Origin of the sequence: Bacillus sp. RO1, assembly GCF_012524115.1 — a bacterium.
In the GTDB taxonomy this organism is placed as follows: domain Bacteria; phylum Bacillota; class Bacilli; order Bacillales; family Bacillaceae_I; genus Sutcliffiella_A.
Map to the genome: position 1 here is coordinate 1 of NZ_JAAZWB010000067.1, position 17747 is coordinate 17747.

At 40.7% G+C, this 17747-nt stretch carries 17 protein-coding genes and 1 riboswitch; all 17 genes read right to left on the bottom strand.

Going from position 1 to position 17747, the window contains the following annotated elements:
• Positions 1 to 263: 263 nt before the first annotated feature.
• Positions 264 to 1076 carry a histidinol-phosphatase gene (locus HC179_RS09700; RefSeq protein WP_168864152.1) on the bottom strand — a complete coding sequence of 271 codons (813 nt, stop codon included), beginning with the start codon at positions 1074 to 1076 and terminating at the stop codon, positions 264 to 266.
• Between the two features lie 96 nt (positions 1077 to 1172).
• Positions 1173 to 1340 carry a hypothetical protein gene (locus HC179_RS09705; protein ID WP_168864153.1) on the bottom strand — a complete coding sequence of 56 codons (168 nt, stop codon included), beginning with the start codon at positions 1338 to 1340 and terminating at the stop codon, positions 1173 to 1175.
• 17 nt (positions 1341 to 1357) lie between these two features.
• Entirely contained in the window at positions 1358 to 2134 is a 777-nt protein-coding gene (locus HC179_RS09710; RefSeq protein ID WP_168864154.1) for a 3-hydroxybutyrate dehydrogenase, read from the bottom strand.
• Positions 2135 to 2154: 20 nt separating this feature from the next.
• Entirely contained in the window at positions 2155 to 3441 is a 1287-nt protein-coding gene (locus tag HC179_RS09715; RefSeq protein WP_168864155.1) for a GntP family permease, read from the bottom strand.
• Positions 3442 to 4153: 712 nt separating this feature from the next.
• Complete coding sequence (locus tag HC179_RS09720; protein ID WP_168864156.1) at positions 4154 to 5425, bottom strand: hypothetical protein; 1272 nt, start codon at positions 5423 to 5425, stop codon at positions 4154 to 4156.
• Entirely contained in the window at positions 5415 to 5951 is a 537-nt protein-coding gene (gene sigX, locus HC179_RS09725) for an RNA polymerase sigma factor SigX (RefSeq protein ID WP_168864157.1), read from the bottom strand. Before sigX ends, HC179_RS09720 begins: the two co-directional genes overlap by 11 nt.
• Before the next feature lie 309 nt (positions 5952 to 6260).
• The gene (locus HC179_RS09730; protein ID WP_240948506.1) at positions 6261 to 6815 is read right to left on the bottom strand and encodes an ECF transporter S component; all 555 of its coding nucleotides are present in this window, start codon (positions 6813 to 6815) and stop codon (positions 6261 to 6263) included.
• A complete protein-coding gene (locus tag HC179_RS09735) occupies positions 6815 to 7237 on the bottom strand; it encodes a DUF4430 domain-containing protein (protein WP_168864158.1) in 423 nt (140 codons plus the stop codon). The genes HC179_RS09730 and HC179_RS09735 overlap by 1 nt, the downstream gene beginning before the upstream one ends.
• Before the next feature lie 218 nt (positions 7238 to 7455).
• Positions 7456 to 7656: riboswitch (cobalamin riboswitch) on the bottom strand.
• A gap of 78 nt (positions 7657 to 7734) precedes the next feature.
• Positions 7735 to 9519: an ATP-binding protein gene (locus tag HC179_RS09740; protein WP_168864159.1), complete on the bottom strand. Its 1785-nt coding sequence runs from the start codon at positions 9517 to 9519 to the stop codon at positions 7735 to 7737.
• Positions 9516 to 10235, bottom strand: a complete 720-nt coding sequence (locus tag HC179_RS09745) for a response regulator transcription factor (RefSeq protein WP_060667004.1) — start codon at positions 10233 to 10235, stop codon at positions 9516 to 9518. Before HC179_RS09745 ends, HC179_RS09740 begins: the two co-directional genes overlap by 4 nt.
• 69 nt (positions 10236 to 10304) lie before the next feature.
• A complete protein-coding gene (gene ccsB, locus HC179_RS09750) occupies positions 10305 to 11468 on the bottom strand; it encodes a c-type cytochrome biogenesis protein CcsB (RefSeq protein ID WP_168864160.1) in 1164 nt (387 codons plus the stop codon).
• A 2-nt stretch (positions 11469 to 11470) separates the two neighbouring features.
• On the bottom strand, positions 11471 to 13132 hold the full coding sequence (gene resB, locus HC179_RS09755) for a cytochrome c biogenesis protein ResB (RefSeq protein WP_168864161.1): 1662 nt from the start codon (positions 13130 to 13132) through the stop codon (positions 11471 to 11473).
• A 15-nt stretch (positions 13133 to 13147) separates the two neighbouring features.
• Positions 13148 to 13675: a thiol-disulfide oxidoreductase ResA gene (gene resA, locus HC179_RS09760; RefSeq protein ID WP_168864162.1), complete on the bottom strand. Its 528-nt coding sequence runs from the start codon at positions 13673 to 13675 to the stop codon at positions 13148 to 13150.
• A gap of 176 nt (positions 13676 to 13851) precedes the next feature.
• Positions 13852 to 14580, bottom strand: coding sequence for a pseudouridine synthase (locus HC179_RS09765; protein ID WP_168864163.1), 729 nt, complete (start codon positions 14578 to 14580; stop codon positions 13852 to 13854).
• 329 nt (positions 14581 to 14909) lie between these two features.
• Positions 14910 to 15443: a spore maturation protein gene (locus HC179_RS09770; protein ID WP_168864164.1), complete on the bottom strand. Its 534-nt coding sequence runs from the start codon at positions 15441 to 15443 to the stop codon at positions 14910 to 14912.
• A gap of 3 nt (positions 15444 to 15446) precedes the next feature.
• Positions 15447 to 16037: a nucleoside recognition domain-containing protein gene (locus tag HC179_RS09775; protein WP_088018596.1), complete on the bottom strand. Its 591-nt coding sequence runs from the start codon at positions 16035 to 16037 to the stop codon at positions 15447 to 15449.
• On the bottom strand, positions 16031 to 17185 hold the full coding sequence (locus tag HC179_RS09780) for a D-alanyl-D-alanine carboxypeptidase family protein (RefSeq protein ID WP_168864165.1): 1155 nt from the start codon (positions 17183 to 17185) through the stop codon (positions 16031 to 16033). The genes HC179_RS09775 and HC179_RS09780 overlap by 7 nt, the downstream gene beginning before the upstream one ends.
• Between the last annotated feature and the right edge of the window lie 562 nt (positions 17186 to 17747).

Below are 17747 nucleotides of genomic sequence, written 5' to 3' on the forward strand. Positions count from 1 at the left end.
ATCTCCACAAATGGCTTCGCTTTCCTAGGGGCGGTGCTTGAGCCTCCTCGCTCCGCTGCGGGGTCTCAAGCTACCGCTATCTCCCTCAGGAGTCTTCGCCTTTTGCTCCAATCAACAGCTGGTGCAACCTAAAAAATAAATGTATCTTTTAAACGAAAAAAGACCCGAACTAATATAAGATTTTAAATTAGTTCGGGTTTTATTTATTTAGACTAAAACACTTTTGTCCCAGCCTCTTACTTGTTGTCAAAAAGGAAGGAGGATTAACCCAATTCCACTTCTCTACGTTCGCCTCTGTTAAAGGTCATAACCGTTTTGTAACCTACTTCTTTGGCAAGTTGAACAGCTTGGTCATAATCCGCACCGACATGTTCAGGTACATGTGCATCCGAGGATAGCACAATTGGCACCCCTTTATCATGACACATCTTCAACAACCGTTTATCAGGATATAGTTCTCCAACAGGTTTTCGGAGTCCAGCTGTACTAATTTCCACACATGTTTTTGAGTTGGCAAGTGCAGAAGCTGCGCGATCATATTGCTCCAATAGAAACTCTTCATCCTTTGGCACATATTTGAAAATTTTCACCAAATCTAGGTGCCCGATAATATCAAACATATCTGACTGCGCTAGGGTGACAACTTGATCAAAATATTTAGTGTATACCTCATTGGTATCTCGGCGATCCCATTCTTTACGAAACTCAGCCAAGTCAATCCCAAAGTCTTCCACCCAATGTATGGAACCTATCACATAGTCAAAAGGATATGTATCAATAAACTTTTTCATCTCCGCGTGCTTGCCAGGTGTATAATCCATCTCTATGGACATTTTCACATTGATATCTTCATTCCACGCCTGCTGAAAAAGTTGATAATAATCTGCCATATCATAATATCTTCGTTCTTCCACCCAAGGATTACTGAGGATATCCTTTGTTTGATAGAAATGATAGGCATGTTCTGAGATGCCGAACTCGTGAATGCCTTTTTCTTGAGCTACTCTCGTAAACTGTTTCAAATAGTCTAACGTTAATGTCCCTCTCTCCAGATGGTTATGATAATCAGTAAGCATAGATTTATATCCCCTCTCATCTTTTTTGCTAATTATACTATTTATCCAGAGAAAGTTGATACATATTTTCAAAAAATTCGCAAAGAAAAAAGATGCCTAATCAGCACCTTTTTCCTCATCATTTAATAGCGGAGTACTATCTCCCAGATTGTATAAGCTGCCGTCCTGATGATCTGACTCATGATAGAACTGCTGCTCAAGTTTCATGTTTGTAGCCGTGGCTTCTTCCTGCGCCCTCAGCTTCTCTTTGGATTCCTTCTTCATTCCCTCATCTCTCCATTCTATTGTGCGGTGTACCCTCCATCCATGACAACCGCCTGGCCAGTAACACCTTTCGCCTTATCACTTGCTAAAAACAAAGCATAGTCAGCAATTTCATCTACCGATAATAAACGCTTCTGCGGAACAAGCGGATATATAACCAATTCTAACGCTTTTTCTAATGGAATATTTCTTGTGTTTGCAAGAGCTTGTAACTGATTTCTAACAAGTGGAGTATCCACATAACCAGGGCATAATGCATTCACAGTGATTCCATGTTCCGCCCCTTCTAATGCGGCTACTTTCGTAAGGCCGACTACACCATGTTTCGCACTGTTATACCCCGCTTTACCGGCAAAACCTATTAATCCATTTATGGATGCCATATTTAAAATTCTTCCAAATCCGTTCTTTTTCATTAAAGGAAAGACATGTTTTGTAGCCATAAATGGTGCAATGAGCATTATTTTTAGCAACAGCTCATATTTTTCTGTAGAGAACTCTTCTATCGGGGCAACATGTTGCATCCCTGCATTATTTATTAAGATATCTATGGACCCAAAGTGTTCATAGGTTTGGTCCAATGCGCTTTTTATTTCTTCTTCGTTTGTCACATCACATTTAACTCCGAACACTTGATGTCCTTTGTCCTTCAATTGTTTAACTGCTTTTTCAATTCCTTCTTCGTTGATATCAGAAATAGCCACTTTTGCTCCATTTTCAGCAAAACGCTCTCCAATTTCATACCCTATTCCTTGTGCTGCTCCAGTTATAAATACAACTTTATTCTCAACCATCCTACTTCCTCCATTTCAATTTACATGATCCCAATGCTTGCCATAATAATGGCTACCACAACAGCTACAGTAGGAATTAATAATGCCACTACTGCGATGTCTTTATATGAATCTTTATGGGTAAGACCCGTTACAGCAAAAAGCGTAAGTAATGCGCCATTATGAGGTAAAATTGAGGCCCCTGACGCAATGGCAGCTATACGGTGAAAAGCATCTGGATTCATCCCCGTAGATTGCGCCAATTGATGATATTGATCTCCTAAAGCTTCCAAGGCAATACCCATACCTCCGGATGCAGAACCTGTAATCATTGCCATTAATTGAACAGACAATGCCTCAGAAATAAGGGGGTTTCCTTTTATACCAAGTAAAATATCCGTTAATGTTTCAAATCCCGGAGCCGCTGTTACGACTGCCCCAAAACCTACAGCAGCACTTGTATTGATGATGGCCATTACTGACCCTGATGCACCACCATTTATAGCCCCAATAAAAGATTTGTATTTTTTTAAGTTAAAAAGCATAATAGCCAATGTTCCAACGATTAGGGATGGAATGATGTCCCATTTAAATCCGTTTAGTGTGATCACCACGATTAATAATGGTAGAAAGGATAAAATCCAGTTAGGCAACTCTTCTTCTTTAATTTGTTTAACCTCTTGGCCGCCTTTTGGTTCATCAAATGTCTCACCAGCTTTGGTTAATCTTCCTTCTCTCCACTTCAAATAGAAATAACCCCCGACAGCCATTATTAAGCCGGCTACAATACCCATAATAGGGGCAGATAAAGGTGTTGATTTAAAGTAGGGAATAGGAATCAGGTTTTGAATTTGAGGTGTTCCTGGCAAAGCAGTCATCGTAAATGTGAAGGCACCTAGAGCAAATGTACCAGGTAACAGCTTTCTAGAAATATCCGCTTCCCTGAATAGCGCAATGGCCAGCGGAAAAATGGCAAACACCACAACAAACAAACTCACCCCGCCATATGTCAGTACTGCTGCAGCTATTAATACTCCAAGAATGGCTCTCTTTTTTCCTAACAATTTAGTGATTTTAAATGCAACAGCTTGAGCTGCACCTGTGTCTTCCATCAATTTTCCAAAGATGGCGCCAAGCAAGAATACCGGAAACCATTGTTTGGCAAAATTAACAAAGCCCGTCATATACGTTTGGGTATACGCTGGTAAGAGGTCCAAACCGCTTAACAACGCTACAACTGCAGAAACAAGTGGAGCTATCCAGATAATGGACCAGCCGAGGTATGCTAGTAACATTAAAAGCACTAGCCCTACAATAATACTGAACATATGTACCCTCCTTTAAGTGGGAGAAATGGTATTCTTCCTATATATGGGGGTAGTATTTACTTACTGAATTTAAATATGTATATAGTTGAGGGGGAGTGCGGTGAAATGCCCTCATTTATATTTCTGGAGGAGTTTCGGGTAGAGGCTACTTCTATGTTACCGTTTTTGCTTTCCTGGAGGAGTTTCGGGCGGTGAGACACTTTCTCTGTTACCGTTTTTGTTTTTCTGTAGGAGTTTTGGGCAGAGAGAACCTTTCTCTGTTACCGTTTTTGCTTTCCTGAAGGAGTTTCGGGCGGTGAGACACCTTCTCTGTTACCGTTTTTGACTCTTTGGAGGAGTTTCGGGCGGTGAGACACCTTCTCTGTTACCTTTTTGGCTTTCCTGGAGGTGTTTCGGGCAGAGAGAACCCTTCTCTGTTACCGTTTTTGCTTTCTTGGAGGAGTTTCGGGCGGTGAGACACTTTCTCTGTTACCTTTTTTGTTTTTCTGTAGGAGTTTTGGGCAGAGAGAACCTTTCTCTGTTACCGTTTTTGCTTTCCTGGAGGAGTTTCGGGCGGTGAGACACCTTCTCTGTTACCGTTTTTGCTTTCCTGAAGGAGTTTCGGGCAGAGAGAACCCTTCTCTGTTACCGTTTTTGCTTTCCTGAAGGATTTTCGGGCTTTGATAGAGCAAAAAAAGTAAAAAAGCGTGCCCAGGTGGCACGCTTTTTCAACTTACTCACTATATGGAATTGGATTCGGCGAATAAGGAACCCTTACTTCTTCATTGAGTGTAATGGTCCCAATCGTTCCATTTTGAGAGGATTCAAAAACCACGGCCCTCAATCCAAACTCTTTAGCTACCATCATCATCGCCTCAAGGGCAAAAATGGTTTCGTCGTTATTTTCAAGTACGCTGCTATCTGCTAGCTTAATGCGAACTACCGCATCATCACTTTCCAACGCCACCCCTTCCACTTTTACCGTCTCTGGAATGGATGCTTCTAGCTTACTATAATCAGCTTGCTCAGGTGCAACGGTCATCGCCTTAAGAGCTTCCCCAATTGATAAATACCGATCATTTCCGGCTACAAGTAAAGGTAAGCTACCTGTATGATATTTGAAATAAGCCCTCTTGTTTTTAGTCTGTAACTCTACCGGACCATCATATACATTTTGGCCAATCTCCACACCTTTAGTTGATCCATTGTCACTAAACAAGATGTGAGTATAGTTAGTACTGAAAGTATCACTAAGTTCTTTAGGGAAAAGTATCTCTTGGTATGATGCTAATCCTTTAGCCATATCACTTACATCTAATATTGGCATCGGACTAGCTAACCCTATGTCCCCTTCAGATATTTTTACATTGTCATTGATAATCGGGGCATTAGTCCCATAATCCTGATATGCAATTGCCCCTCGAACCTTATTCAGAGCATCCACGTATGTGTCATTTTCACCACGAGGAACGATTACTGTCAATGGCGTAGTATAACCTCCGTATTTAATGTTATCCACATCCATCAATGACACCCCAATGGTAACGGCGTACTCTGACTCTTCATTAAACGAAGATGTAACAAAACTCTTTCCTTCTGCTGTATGGATCTCCGCTGCAGCAAAGGCATTTGTTTCCTCTTCTCCCTCCGCCTTTAATGAAGATTTATCCTCTAGCGCTTCCCTGCTGGTGTCTGCCGCCGAATCATCTGACGTTTCATCTGCATTCATTGTTGCCATATCCATACTTTCTTCTGAGCCACTATTCGCATCAGAACCGCTTAAACTCATGTCAAATTGCATGTTATTAATGAACATCGGGGCCACAAGGGCGAAAAGGACTAAAGCAGCAACCAATGCAAAAGCAGGTACTACTTTTGAACGGCGTGGGGAATTCACTAGTTTCGGTTGTATTTCTCTATATATTTGTTTCGGATCACGATCATCTTTAATTTTAGGCATTTGCCTTAACAGCTTTTCCATTTGGTCTTCATCATTATGACGCATTGCTGTTTCCTCCTTTCTCTTGAAGTTCTTCCATATATGCCTTCAAGACCTTTAAGGCTCTATGTTGAGTTGTTTTCACCTTACTTTCCGTCCAGCCAAGAATATGGGCTGTTTCTTGAATAGAAAGGGCTTGTATGTACCGCAAGACAAGGACTAGTCGATGGTCGACTTTACATTTATCCAAGCACCGGTACATTTGTTGAACTTGTTCGTTTTGTACGGCTATCTCTTCAGGAAGAGGAGCATGATCTGTGACCTGTTGCTTATTCCAGTCGAAAGTTTCAAGTAGTTTGTTTTTCCATCCTTTTTGTTTGCGAAAGGAATCAATGGCAACATGCTTGGCAATAGAAAACAGCCAGGTCTTTTCGCTGCTTTTCCCTTCAAAACGGTCATAGGAACGCAAAACTTTTATATAAACTTCTTGAACGAGGTCTTCCGCTTGCTCCTTGTTGTTCACCATGTAATATAAGAACTGATAAACATCCTGGTGATATTTTTCATAGAGCTCTTGAAAAACGGTATTCATAGTTTCCCTCCGTTCATTTCATTAGTCGTTTATTATATTAAGAAAGTTACATTACAAATATATTAAAAAAATTACAATTTGCCTAGGGTTATATGGTAATTATTTCTTTTAGTTTTTTGTTTGTAATATAAGTATAAGGGATGTCCATCTAGGATTGTAGGGATTTTTGTAGGCTTTTCCAAAGAGGTTTCATACATATTTCGACCTATTTTCGTATTTAGAGGTGTATGCTGACACCACTGTTTATTTCCGCAGGGACCTTACCAAATAAAAGTAAAAGCGCCAATCTTATGGGATTGGCGCTCCATATCATTTCTTGTACGAACTGCTCATTTGGTATTCAGCTATACTCTCTTTTCTTTGTATTACAAAGGAAGCTCGTTCGTTTAAGAGTTTGGAAAGTATCGGATAGAGAATGATAAAAAATACGACGTTTCCTATTGCATGGTTGATATCAAATGGAAGCCCTGCCAGGTAATAAGGCAGAAAAGGAAATCCACCGACTATCATGTTTTGAATAGAAAAAACTAAACCGAAAAAGAGCCCGCAAAGTCCAGCATAGATGGAAAGAATGAATACTGGTATTCTTTTAAACCAGATCCCAATTGCTCCACTTAACAATCCAATAACAGACCATGCAAATATTTGTGTAAATGTCCACATGCCAGTGCCCAGAACAAGATTTGTTGCAAAGGTCGTGCCTGCTGCCAGAATCACACCTGAAACTGGCCCCATCCAAAAAGCACATATTATGATGATCGCTGTGACTGGCTGTACGTTAGGGACGGAGGCAAAGACAATTCTTCCAACCACACATAATGCTATTAGAACACCTAGCAAAGCTATTTTTCTGGTTGCCATCATTATTCCACCTTTTGGTAATCAAAATGAACTTCGTCGTTCTCCTCTAGCACGTAATCACTTGCCCCGACCATTAGACTTTCACCGTTAACGGAGATATTCCAATAATAATCAGATTCTTCCTCCGACCCTAGGCCGTCAATTCCGACGATGAAGTCTCCTCCGAATCCAGTAGTAAGATCAAAATTTCGGTCCATAACATCCATTAAGGACTCACCTTCTTCAAACTCAACTGTTTCCTCACTAATGACTTCATCACCTTGATTAGTCAGTTTAATGCTTGTAGATAATTTGCTTTCTTGTTGTTCTTGATTTTCTGCAGGTGTTTCATTATTACCTGTTTGATTTGTTTCATTACTGGCATTAGCGCACCCTGTAATTGCTAGAGTTAATGTGAGTAATAGTGTAAGTAAAAGTTTTTTCATTTGTTTTTCCCCTTATGTAATGAATTTTTGTCCAGCTAGTAGAACCGTGAAATGAAATTTTCTCCCCTACCTTTACCCCTGAATGTCTCAATCAATGTGTGTTGAGTATAAACAAAAAAACCTCACCCAATTCAGGATGAGGTAAAAAACGGCAATGTCATAATACGACAAAAAAGACGGATTTCTGCCGTTTCTCCTACTCAACCCCCGAAGTATTGAAACTGGTATCATAATTGGCAGGTCTACTGACTTATGCTTCTTCCTACTTTGAGCCTTCCCATATGGGGACCTAGTTCTTAAGCCCGTTCATACAGTGGTCATCTCATTTCGTCCACATTTACAGTTGCGGGGACAGTTTTGGCATCGCACCAAATTCCCTATTAAGTCACAAAAGTGACACCAACTATTTCATATCGCTATTCAATTCGCTATGATTCATATTACAAGATATGTCTGGTCTTGACAAGAAAATGTTTCATAGAAAACAAGATTTTTCGCTACAGGTCTCCATTTTGAGAGGGATTCTGCGGAATATACATAGAAAATGTCGTTCCCTCGTTCTCTTTTGAATGAACGGAAATGGTACCACGGTGAGCTTCAATGATATTTTTTACAATAGCGAGACCCAGACCTGTTCCAGCACGGCCTCTTGTACGAGCCTTATCAGCTTTGTAAAACCGTTCAAAAACAAAAGGAAGGTCTTCTTCAGGAATACCGTGACCTGAATCTTTTACATCTATTTTGACACCGTTGTTTATTAATTTTGCATGAATGGTAATGGTCCCATCATCTGCTGTATGGCGAATCGCATTGTCCACTAGATTCGTCATTACCTGTTCCATACGGTCTACATCCATTTGGATAGCTCCATCACCATCTACATGAGACTGCAACACAATTGACTTCTCTTTTGCAAGGCCTTGAAACTTTCTGGTTATTTTTTCGACAAAAGCGACAATATTGGCATTCTCATAGTTCAATGAGATATGTCCTGCTTCCATTCTTGCCAGATCAAGTAAATCATTTACGAGGCGGCCCATCCTGAGTGATTCATCATAAATAACAGAAGCTAACTCTTTTTTCTCTTCATCGGTTCCCGCAATGTCATCCACAATCGCCTCACTATAGCCTTGGAGCATGGAAATGGGGGTACGCAATTCATGGGATACATTGGCAATAAAGTCTTTACGTAGTTTGTCTAGCCTTCTCTCTTCGGTCATATCCCGGATTACGGCAACTGCACCACGAATATGGGTTTGGGCATATAGTGGGCTCATAACGATCACCCACGTACGCCCTTGATAGGTTAATTCAATAGTTTGTTCTTTTTCAACAGAAATAGCCCGCTGGAACATTTCTTTCACTTCTCCAGGAAGGTCTTCCCCGCTGGCATTGCCTTCTTGATAGAACCAGGCTTGTAAAAACTTCTCTGCAGGAGGGTTCGTTACAAGAATGGTGCCATCTCGGTTTAAGGTGATAACCCCATCCGCCATACTGCTTAGAATATTAGCCAGATGTTCCTTCTCTTGGTTTAATGCATTAATATTAAATTTGAGTTGTCGTCCCATTTGATTAAAGGCCATTCCAAGCTCTCCAATTTCATCTGAAGTTAAAATTGGAACCTTTGTATCAAACTTCCCTCTTGCCACTTCAAACGCAGCCTCTCGCATATTACGCAGCGGTGCTGTAATCCTTGTAGATAAGAAGAATGCGAAAATAGTCGTTAAGAAAATCGCAAAGCCTGCGGCAAGCAGAATGAGTTTCGTTGTTTGCTTTGTAGTTTCTTTAACTGCAAGCAATGACTGATAAACGAATACGGCTCCATCTTTATCCTCATTGATATGCAAGGGAATGCCAACAATCATCACTTCGCCTTGCATTTCATCTGTGATTTGGAAATCAGGCAGGTATGTCTTTTTCGTCACGATGGGCTGATCTTCAAAGACAAGGGAAAGATCCGGATCATTTAGGAAGAATTCAGCGGGTAGATGGTCAAATTGAGATGTCGGGGAATGAGAGTACTCCCCTTTATCTGTAAAAATGACCACCCGAGACACTTCATCAACAAGTTCCCATGCTATTGATTTGGATTGCTCCATGCCTTCATGTTGTTCAAGAATTAACGAAATCTTACTTGCTGCCTGCGTCAAATCCTTCTCCGCTTCCTGCACATGGTAGTTCTCAAAGAATTCTAGTAAAAGAATGGTTAAAACAAATAATACAAATGAAACTAGGAGTAACACGGTAAGCCAAAGCTTACCAACTACACTTCTCCAAATCATGACTCATTGCCAACCTCAAATTTATAGCCTACGCCCCATACTGTTACAATCATTTTAGAGGCTGGTTCGGACACTTTATTCAACTTCTCGCGAAGACGTTTCACATGCGTGTCGACTGTACGTAAATCCCCAAAAAATTCGTATTGCCATACTTCTTTTAACAGCTGCTCGCGGTCGAAAACTTTGTCCGGAGATTTTGCAAGGAAGTATAGTAGCTCATATTCTTTAGGAGTAAGATTTATTTCTTTCCCTTCTGATGTAACCCTATGTGCATCATTATCGATGGTCAGATGGGGGAAGACAATGACATCCTTTGTTGTTGTTTCCGTAGTCAGGAAGGTGGTGCTAGAAGATCGACGTAATAACGCTTTCACTCTAAGCACTACTTCCCTTGGGCTGAACGGTTTTACAATATAATCGTCAGTTCCCATTTCAAAACCTTGTACTCTGTTTGTCTCTTCCCCTTTGGCTGTCAGCATAATGATCGGAGTGGCCTTTTTTTCCCTGATTTCTTTACACACTTCCATACCATCCATTCCTGGCATCATAACATCCAGCAGGATGACATCGTATTCTTTCTCAAGTGCCAGCTCTAACGCAGTGTTTCCATTATCTGCTTCTTCAATCACGTAATTTTCTCTCTCAAGGTACATTTTTAGCAACCTTCTAATACGATCCTCATCGTCCACTACAAGAATTCTCACTTCTTTTTCCATTTTCCGTAAACCCCCTTTGAATTTCTGTAAGAAAAGCCCTCACAATACTGTGAAGGCAGGTTATTTGTTTTACATTGCATAGGAATGAAGACCAGCAATGATTAAGTTAACGCCGATTAAGTTGAATAGGATGATCGCAAAACCGACAAGCGTAAGCCATGCGGATTTTTCGCCTTCCCATCCTTTAGAGAGACGTAAATGTAGGTATCCTGCATAAAATAACCATGTTATGAACGCCCATACCTCTTTAGGATCCCAAGCCCAGAATCTTGACCAGGCTATTTGAGCCCAAATCGCGGCAAAGATAAGTCCACCGAGTGTGAAAACAGGGAAGCCAATTGTTACTGCCCGATACCCGATTTCATCTACCACATCAAGATTTACCTTAGCTACTGCAGGCTTTAATGCTTTTCCAATTGGTTTTCTCAGGACGACTCTAAATAATAGGTACAGTAATGCTCCTCCAAGAAGAGACCATATTACTGTGTTTAGTTTTACTGTATTAATCCATGGGGATAGATTGACAAGGGAATCCATTCTGTTTTCCGTCAGTAACTCCCCTTCATTTGGCCCAACGATTGGGTATAGGTTATATACTACTTGTTCTTGTGCACCATCTTTATTGATATAAGAGAACTGCGCCTCGTAATCCATTGCACCAAAACCAATGGAGATAAGAATAAATCCTAGGAATGAAATTAACACATATAGGGTAAATTCCACCCAAAAAGGCTTTTGACCCTTTTTACTATAATCTACCACTTTGACCAAATATATTAAACCTGCTGCAAAACTGACCGACAGAATAGCAATTCCTAGTGCTACCGTTGATACGTGAATGGCAAGCCAATGACTTTGTAGTGCTGGTATCAATGGGGAGATATCGCTTGGAAACATCGCTGCATAAGCAATCAATAGCAATGCTATTGGGAGAGTGAAAACTCCCAGTGTACTAGTTTTATATATGAAATAAATGACGATAAAAGCCAACACCATCATCATTCCGAAGAATGTTGTAAATTCAAATAGATTACTTACAGGTGCATGCCCTCCAGCAATCCAACGGGTAATAAAGTAGCCTAGTTGAGCTGTAAAGCCTAGGATTGTAATTAAAATTCCTATTTTAGCGGCTTTATTTCCTTTTTTACCACGGATGGCCCCACCGAAGAAGGCTGTACCAATCAGATAAAGTATAAATGCAGTGTAAAGCAAATTACCACTTAGCTGAGCCATAATTATGCCTCCTCTTTCTTTTCTATCTTCTGTTCCTGCGCTTTTTCCGCTTCGACTTGATCGACAGGAATGGAAATAGAAGTATTTTCTAATGCTTTGTTAATTTCATTTTTTAATCCGAACCAGTTCTTGTTCGTATGACCTGCTAACATAATTTCATTACCGTTCTTTCTAATCCAAACACGACGGTGATTCCAGTACATTCCTTGAATGACACCTATCATAAAGATGGCTCCACCTGTGCCAAGTATCCATAACGTCAGGTCTTTTCGAACAGTCAATCCTGATACATTACGCGTCTCTACTCCAGCAAATGTCATCTTATTCTGGTTTGTACCATTAGGTTCAATGTTTTGTCGTATTGCTACAAGTGCAATTTCCCCTTCAGGTGTCTCAGGTGTTATCATTCTGAAAACAAATGCAGGATTATTTGGCACCCGAGTTTTAGTTGCTGGTTCTCCACCCTCTAAAGTGAAATCTGGAAAGTAGTTTACCAATTCCACAGACATGCCTTCACCAAGGTCGTATGTTTCTTGCGGATTTAGCAAGTCCACTTTTATAGGACCAAAACTTTCACCAGACTCCTTGTTTTCCAGGTTAAATGACATGCTCTTAAATTCGTTTAACTTATAGTCTACCTGATAGAGCGCATAGTTATCATGTTTCAAAGGCTGATTTACTTGAACGGCATGCTCTTTTACTTTTTCAAGCTCAGGTTCAGCCCCGACAATATATTCTCCTTTTCGCTCATATAATACGGCGTTGGTCTGGAAGTTACTCGCAATGGCATCTTCTCCCGCTCTGGAGATGGCGGAATTAAAAATTTCGTCAGATGATTCACTATTATACGTTTCAAAAATAAATCCTTCATTTTTTAAATAATATTGACCACCAGTTCCAGGGATAAGCTCTGTCTCCCCTTCACGCACCCAGACTGTTTCATCTACATACATACCTGGGAAAAACCTAAGCATAGCACCAATAAGGAAGATGATGATTCCGATATGGTTCACATATGGACCCCATCTGGAAAATCGATTTTTCTCTGCTAAAATGTTTCCATCTTCTTCTCTCACCTTAAACTTACGCTTAAGTAAACCTTGCTTAGCTTTTTCAATATCCTCACTTGGATCTTTATCTACCACTGTTATCCCATATACACGCTGGCGTTTCATGAAGCTCTCATGTCTGGTCACCTTTTGTGTTTTCAGCGATTTATGTAAAGGGATAAATCGGTCTAAACTAGCAATAACTAAGGAAATTCCTAAGGCTGCAATCAAAAGCATATACCACCATGACCCGTATAAATCATGGAAACCTAACGTATAATACAACTTTCCTGCAAACCCGTATTCCTGCTCATAGTACATTTCAGCTGGAATTGCTTGATTGATATAATCTTTTTGCGGAAAAATGGTTCCGATGGAAGAGGCAACTAGAATGATAAAGATAATCCAGATACCAACCTTTACAGATGAAAAGAAATTCCATACTTTATCTATAATTGTTTTGTTATAGGTTTGTGAACGTCTAGCACTACCCTCATAGCGCATATCCAATAGTTTTTCCTTACTTTGATCATTTTCCGTCGGTTTTCCGCACGCCTCACAAAGTATGGTACCTTCTGGATTAATGTGTCCACATTCACATTTTATTTCATTCATTCGTAAAACTCCCTATTATTCAGGTTTAATCATTTCCATGAATTCTTTTACTCTTTCCTCAGTTAATTCACCTGAATGTTTTTTTACGACCTTGCCGTTCTCATCCAGAAGAATAGTCGTCGGTAATGGTAAAATTCCGTAGGCCTGTCTTACTTGGTCACGCTTATCCATCGGGATAGGAAAGGTTAATCCATGACGATCTCTGAATTTCTCGACTGCCAGGTTCGTTTCTCTAATATTTACAGCAATTACTTCTACGCCTTGGTCTTTAAATGCTTGATATTGATTTTCCATATATGGCATTTCTCTTTCACACGGCTTACACCATGTTCCCCAGAAATTAAGGAACACACCTTTTCCACGGTAATCCGAAAGCATCACTTCATTACCTTCAAGATCTGTGAGTACAAAATTTGGTGCCTCATCTCCCACATCCACTATTTCTTTAGATTGGAAGAAGTTTGTATACATGGTATATCCGATTGCGACTAAAAGAATCAATAGTATGCTTGTCCGCATCAGCAAACGTTTCTTTTTATTCATATACATACTCTCCTAAAACTGAGACATTTCATCCTTGTTATTATAACATTTACTACTTTTTGCATAGATAATAGAATATGAAGGTTTTGTGACTGAAAAACATAGGTTCCCTGACATCTGGTGCCAGCAACAAACAAAAGCGGAAGCTGCCCTATAAGCTTCCTCCGCTTTCACTACTATTTTTTCGGTTTTGTCGCCATCACACGAAGTTGCTTTACTTCATGCGGAGTCAACTCTCTTGCTTCGCCCGCAGAAAGTCCATGCAAGTTCAGGAAGCCATAACGCTCCCTTTTCAGTTTCATGACAGGATGGCCAATCGCTTCAAACATACGACGAACCTGTCTATTACGGCCTTCATGAATGCTAATTTCAAAGATAGACGTGTTCTTCGTTCTCTCCATCGAAAGCAACTTAATTCGAGCTGGTGCCGTCTTGCCGTCCTCTAGCTTGATACCCTTTTCCAGGCTTTTGATAGCTTCTCTTGTAGGAATTCCTTTTAGCTTTGCGACATAGACCTTTTCTACTTCTGAAGCGGGATGCATTAGTGCATTGGCAAACTCGCCGTCATTGGTCATGAGCAACAATCCGGAAGTATCATAATCTAGTCTACCAACAGGATAAATACGCTCCTCAATGTAAGGAAAGAAATCAGTCGCTACTTTTCTCCCTTTGTCGTCACTCACACTAGAAATAACCCCTCGTGGTTTATATAGTAAGAAGTAAACTGGTTCCTCGCGTTCAACTGGAATTCCTTCTACCTCAATTTTGTCATTTGGATTAACTTTTACGCCTAGTTCTTTTACAACTTTATCATTAACTTTGACTTTGCCTTCTTTTATCAATTCTTCTGCTTTTCTTCTGGACGCAATCCCTGCGTGTGCAATTACTTTTTGTAACCGTTCCATATCTTTCACCTCATTCAACATCTTACCCGACTTTCACAATAAAAGCCAAGATTTCTCTACTTCTATGATTCCCAATGTTTGCAAACTCTAATTATACCTGTTGTTGTTTGCAAAAAGAAAGAGGAAATAATAGATAACCGTATTAAGGGGATTAGAATAAGAAAAAACCGTGCACACCCCCCGGTCCATTTTAGTTGCTTGTTCATACACCGCTGTTCCTTTCCGCAAATAACTTCGCTTTCCACGGGACGGCGCTTGGAACTGAAATCACCAGTAAAATAGCTTTCAAAAAAAATAAAAACGCCGATATTTGACTCGGCGTAAAGTATTTACATTGCAAAGAAAATGGTAACGACTAAGATAGATACAACTATTCCCACTACATCCGCAAGCAAACCTACTTTTAAGGCATCTCCCATTTTTTTGATACCAACCGCTCCAAAGTAAACTGTTATGACATACAGCGTGGTATCGGTGCTTCCTTGGAGTACCGAAGCTAACCTGCCCATAAATGAATCTGGTCCGTAGGTTGCAATCATATCTGTAGTCATACCAAGGGCTGCTGTACCTGAAATGGGCCGGATGATGGAAAGTGGAACTATTTCAGCAGGAACCCCAATTGCCTGCATGGCCGGTCTGACAAACTCTACAAGAAAATCCAATGCGCCGGAAGCCCTGAAGATGGAGATGGCAACCAACATTCCAACTAAGAATGGAACGATAGATATCGCTATCTTGATTCCTTCTTTTCCTCCTTCAACAAAAGTTTCGTAAGTAGGAACTTTTTTAAACGTAGCATACAAAAGAATGAACCCAATGATTAGAGGTATCATCCATAAGGATATGAGCGAAATGAGTTGCATGGCCTACCTCCTTTTTGCCATTCGCCTGTAATAGAATAAGCGGTCGATGGTTATGGCTGCGATAGTGGAGCAAAGTGTAGCAACAAGTGTGGGGCCGACTATTTCCGTAGGAGATGCAGATCCATAATTCATTCTGATGGCAATGACCGTGGTAGGAATCAAAGTAAGACTTGATGTATTTATAGCTAAAAATGTAATCATAGAACGGCTTGCTTCTATTTTCCCTCCGTTCAGTTCCCTAAGTTGTTCCATCGCTTTAATACCCATTGGTGTAGCAGCATTTCCAAGGCCGAACATGTTAGCAATCATATTAGAAAGCATATAACCCATTGCTGGATGATCTGGTGGTACCTCCGGAAAAACCCTTCGAACAACTGGTTTAAAAAGCGATGCTAATTTTTCAAGTAGTCCCGCTTCCTGAGCAATCCTCATTAGTCCAAGCCAAAAAACCAGGATACTGATAAAACCGATGCAAATCGTTACCGCTTCCTTTGCACCTGTAAAAATTGCCTCGTTCACTTTATCCATCGTTCCATTAATCATCGCAAACAAGATTCCGATAATGGTCATAGCCACCCAAATAATGTTTACCATGGGGTTTTTCCTGCCATAATGAAAAAGATATTCTTGAAGATACTCCAGAAACCGCCTTCCTTTTCTTGTTTTTGTTCGAAATAAATCGGTGTTTCCACAACAGCCTCATCATGGATAATTATTGTATATTCCCCTACCACTTCCGGTACATTTCTCTCATCTTTCCACTCTTTTTTTGGTTTTTCTAAAGTCACCTTAATTCTTACATTTTCTCTTTCCTTTTTCGTCATAGGATATTTCACATCACGGGAGAGAGAGACTTTCCCTTTATAGAAATCATCTTCCACATTGTCGAGTTCTCCCTTTTGGGCAATATCATACAATTTGTAGTCTGAAAAAGCCCGGTTAAACATGTAAATATGATCTTTCCAATCATCTGGACCATTCAATGTCACTGCAATAACATCTAATCCATCTTTGGATGCTGTCGTAATAAGGGTTCGTTTTGCCCGTTTTGTATATCCCGTTTTACCACCTGTTGCATATTGATACATACCTGTTACTAGACGGTGTTTATTGGTCCAACTCCTGTCCCATGATTCACCAGGTGCAGCAGGTGCTCTGTAAACTTTTGTGCCTGCAATCTCTTTGAATTTGTCATGTTGCATAGCATATCTTGTTAACAGCGCCATATCAAAAGCTGTAGAGTAATGGTTCTCATGGTCATCCAAACCATGTGGATTAGCAAACTCTGTGTTAGTCATGCCAAGCTCTGCTGCTTTCTCGTTCATCATGAAAACAAAGCCTTCCAAACTTCCTCCAACATGTTCGGCTATCGCAACAGCAGAGTCATTTCCAGATCGAAGCATCAACCCATAAACGAGATGTTCCAATTTAATTTTTTCTCCTGGTTTCAAGTACAGGGAGGAGCCTTCTGCACGAACAGCCTTATCACTGACCTTCACAATCTCATCCAGTTTTCCGGATTCAATTGCCAGTATAGCTGTCATGACCTTGGTGATACTGGCAATTCTCTGCTTGTCATGTGCATCCTTTTCGTAAATGATCCTGCCGCTTTCCTGTTCAATCAAGACTGCATTTCGAGCACTTACCCCTACTTGTTCAGCGAATACATTCTTTGGGGTGCATATGGAGAAGATCAGCAGCGAAGCTAACGCAATGCTGAACATTTTTCTTTTGAGAGACATCCAATCCCATCCCTTATCTATTTTTGTACAAGTTTATGCACAACCTGTCCTAGATTATGAGTGGTTTTTATGTCGATTGGATGGAAAAGACATTTGCAGACCTCTCTCCATCTATTTCCGCGCCACTCTGGTCTTCATTGCTTTGATGAGGACCTCTCTCCACCTTTTTCCGCGCCAATCAGGTTTTCATTACTTTGATGAGGACCTCTCTCCATCTATTTCAGGGCCACTCTGGTCTTCATTCCCCTGATGAGGACCTCTCTCCACCTATTTCCGCGCCACTCGGGTCTTCATTCCCCTGATGAAGACCTCTCTCCACCTATTTCCGCGCCACACGGGTCTTCATTGCTTTGATGAGGACCTCTCTCTACCTATTTTCCCGTCACTCAGGTCTTCATTGCCCTGATGAGAACCTCTCTCTACCTATTTTCCCGTCACTCTGGTCTTCATCGCCCTGATGAGAACCTCTCTCTACCTATTTTCCCGTCACTCGGGTCTTCATCGCCCTGATGAGGACCTCTCTCTACCTATTTTCCCGTCACTCGGGTCTTCATCGCCCTGT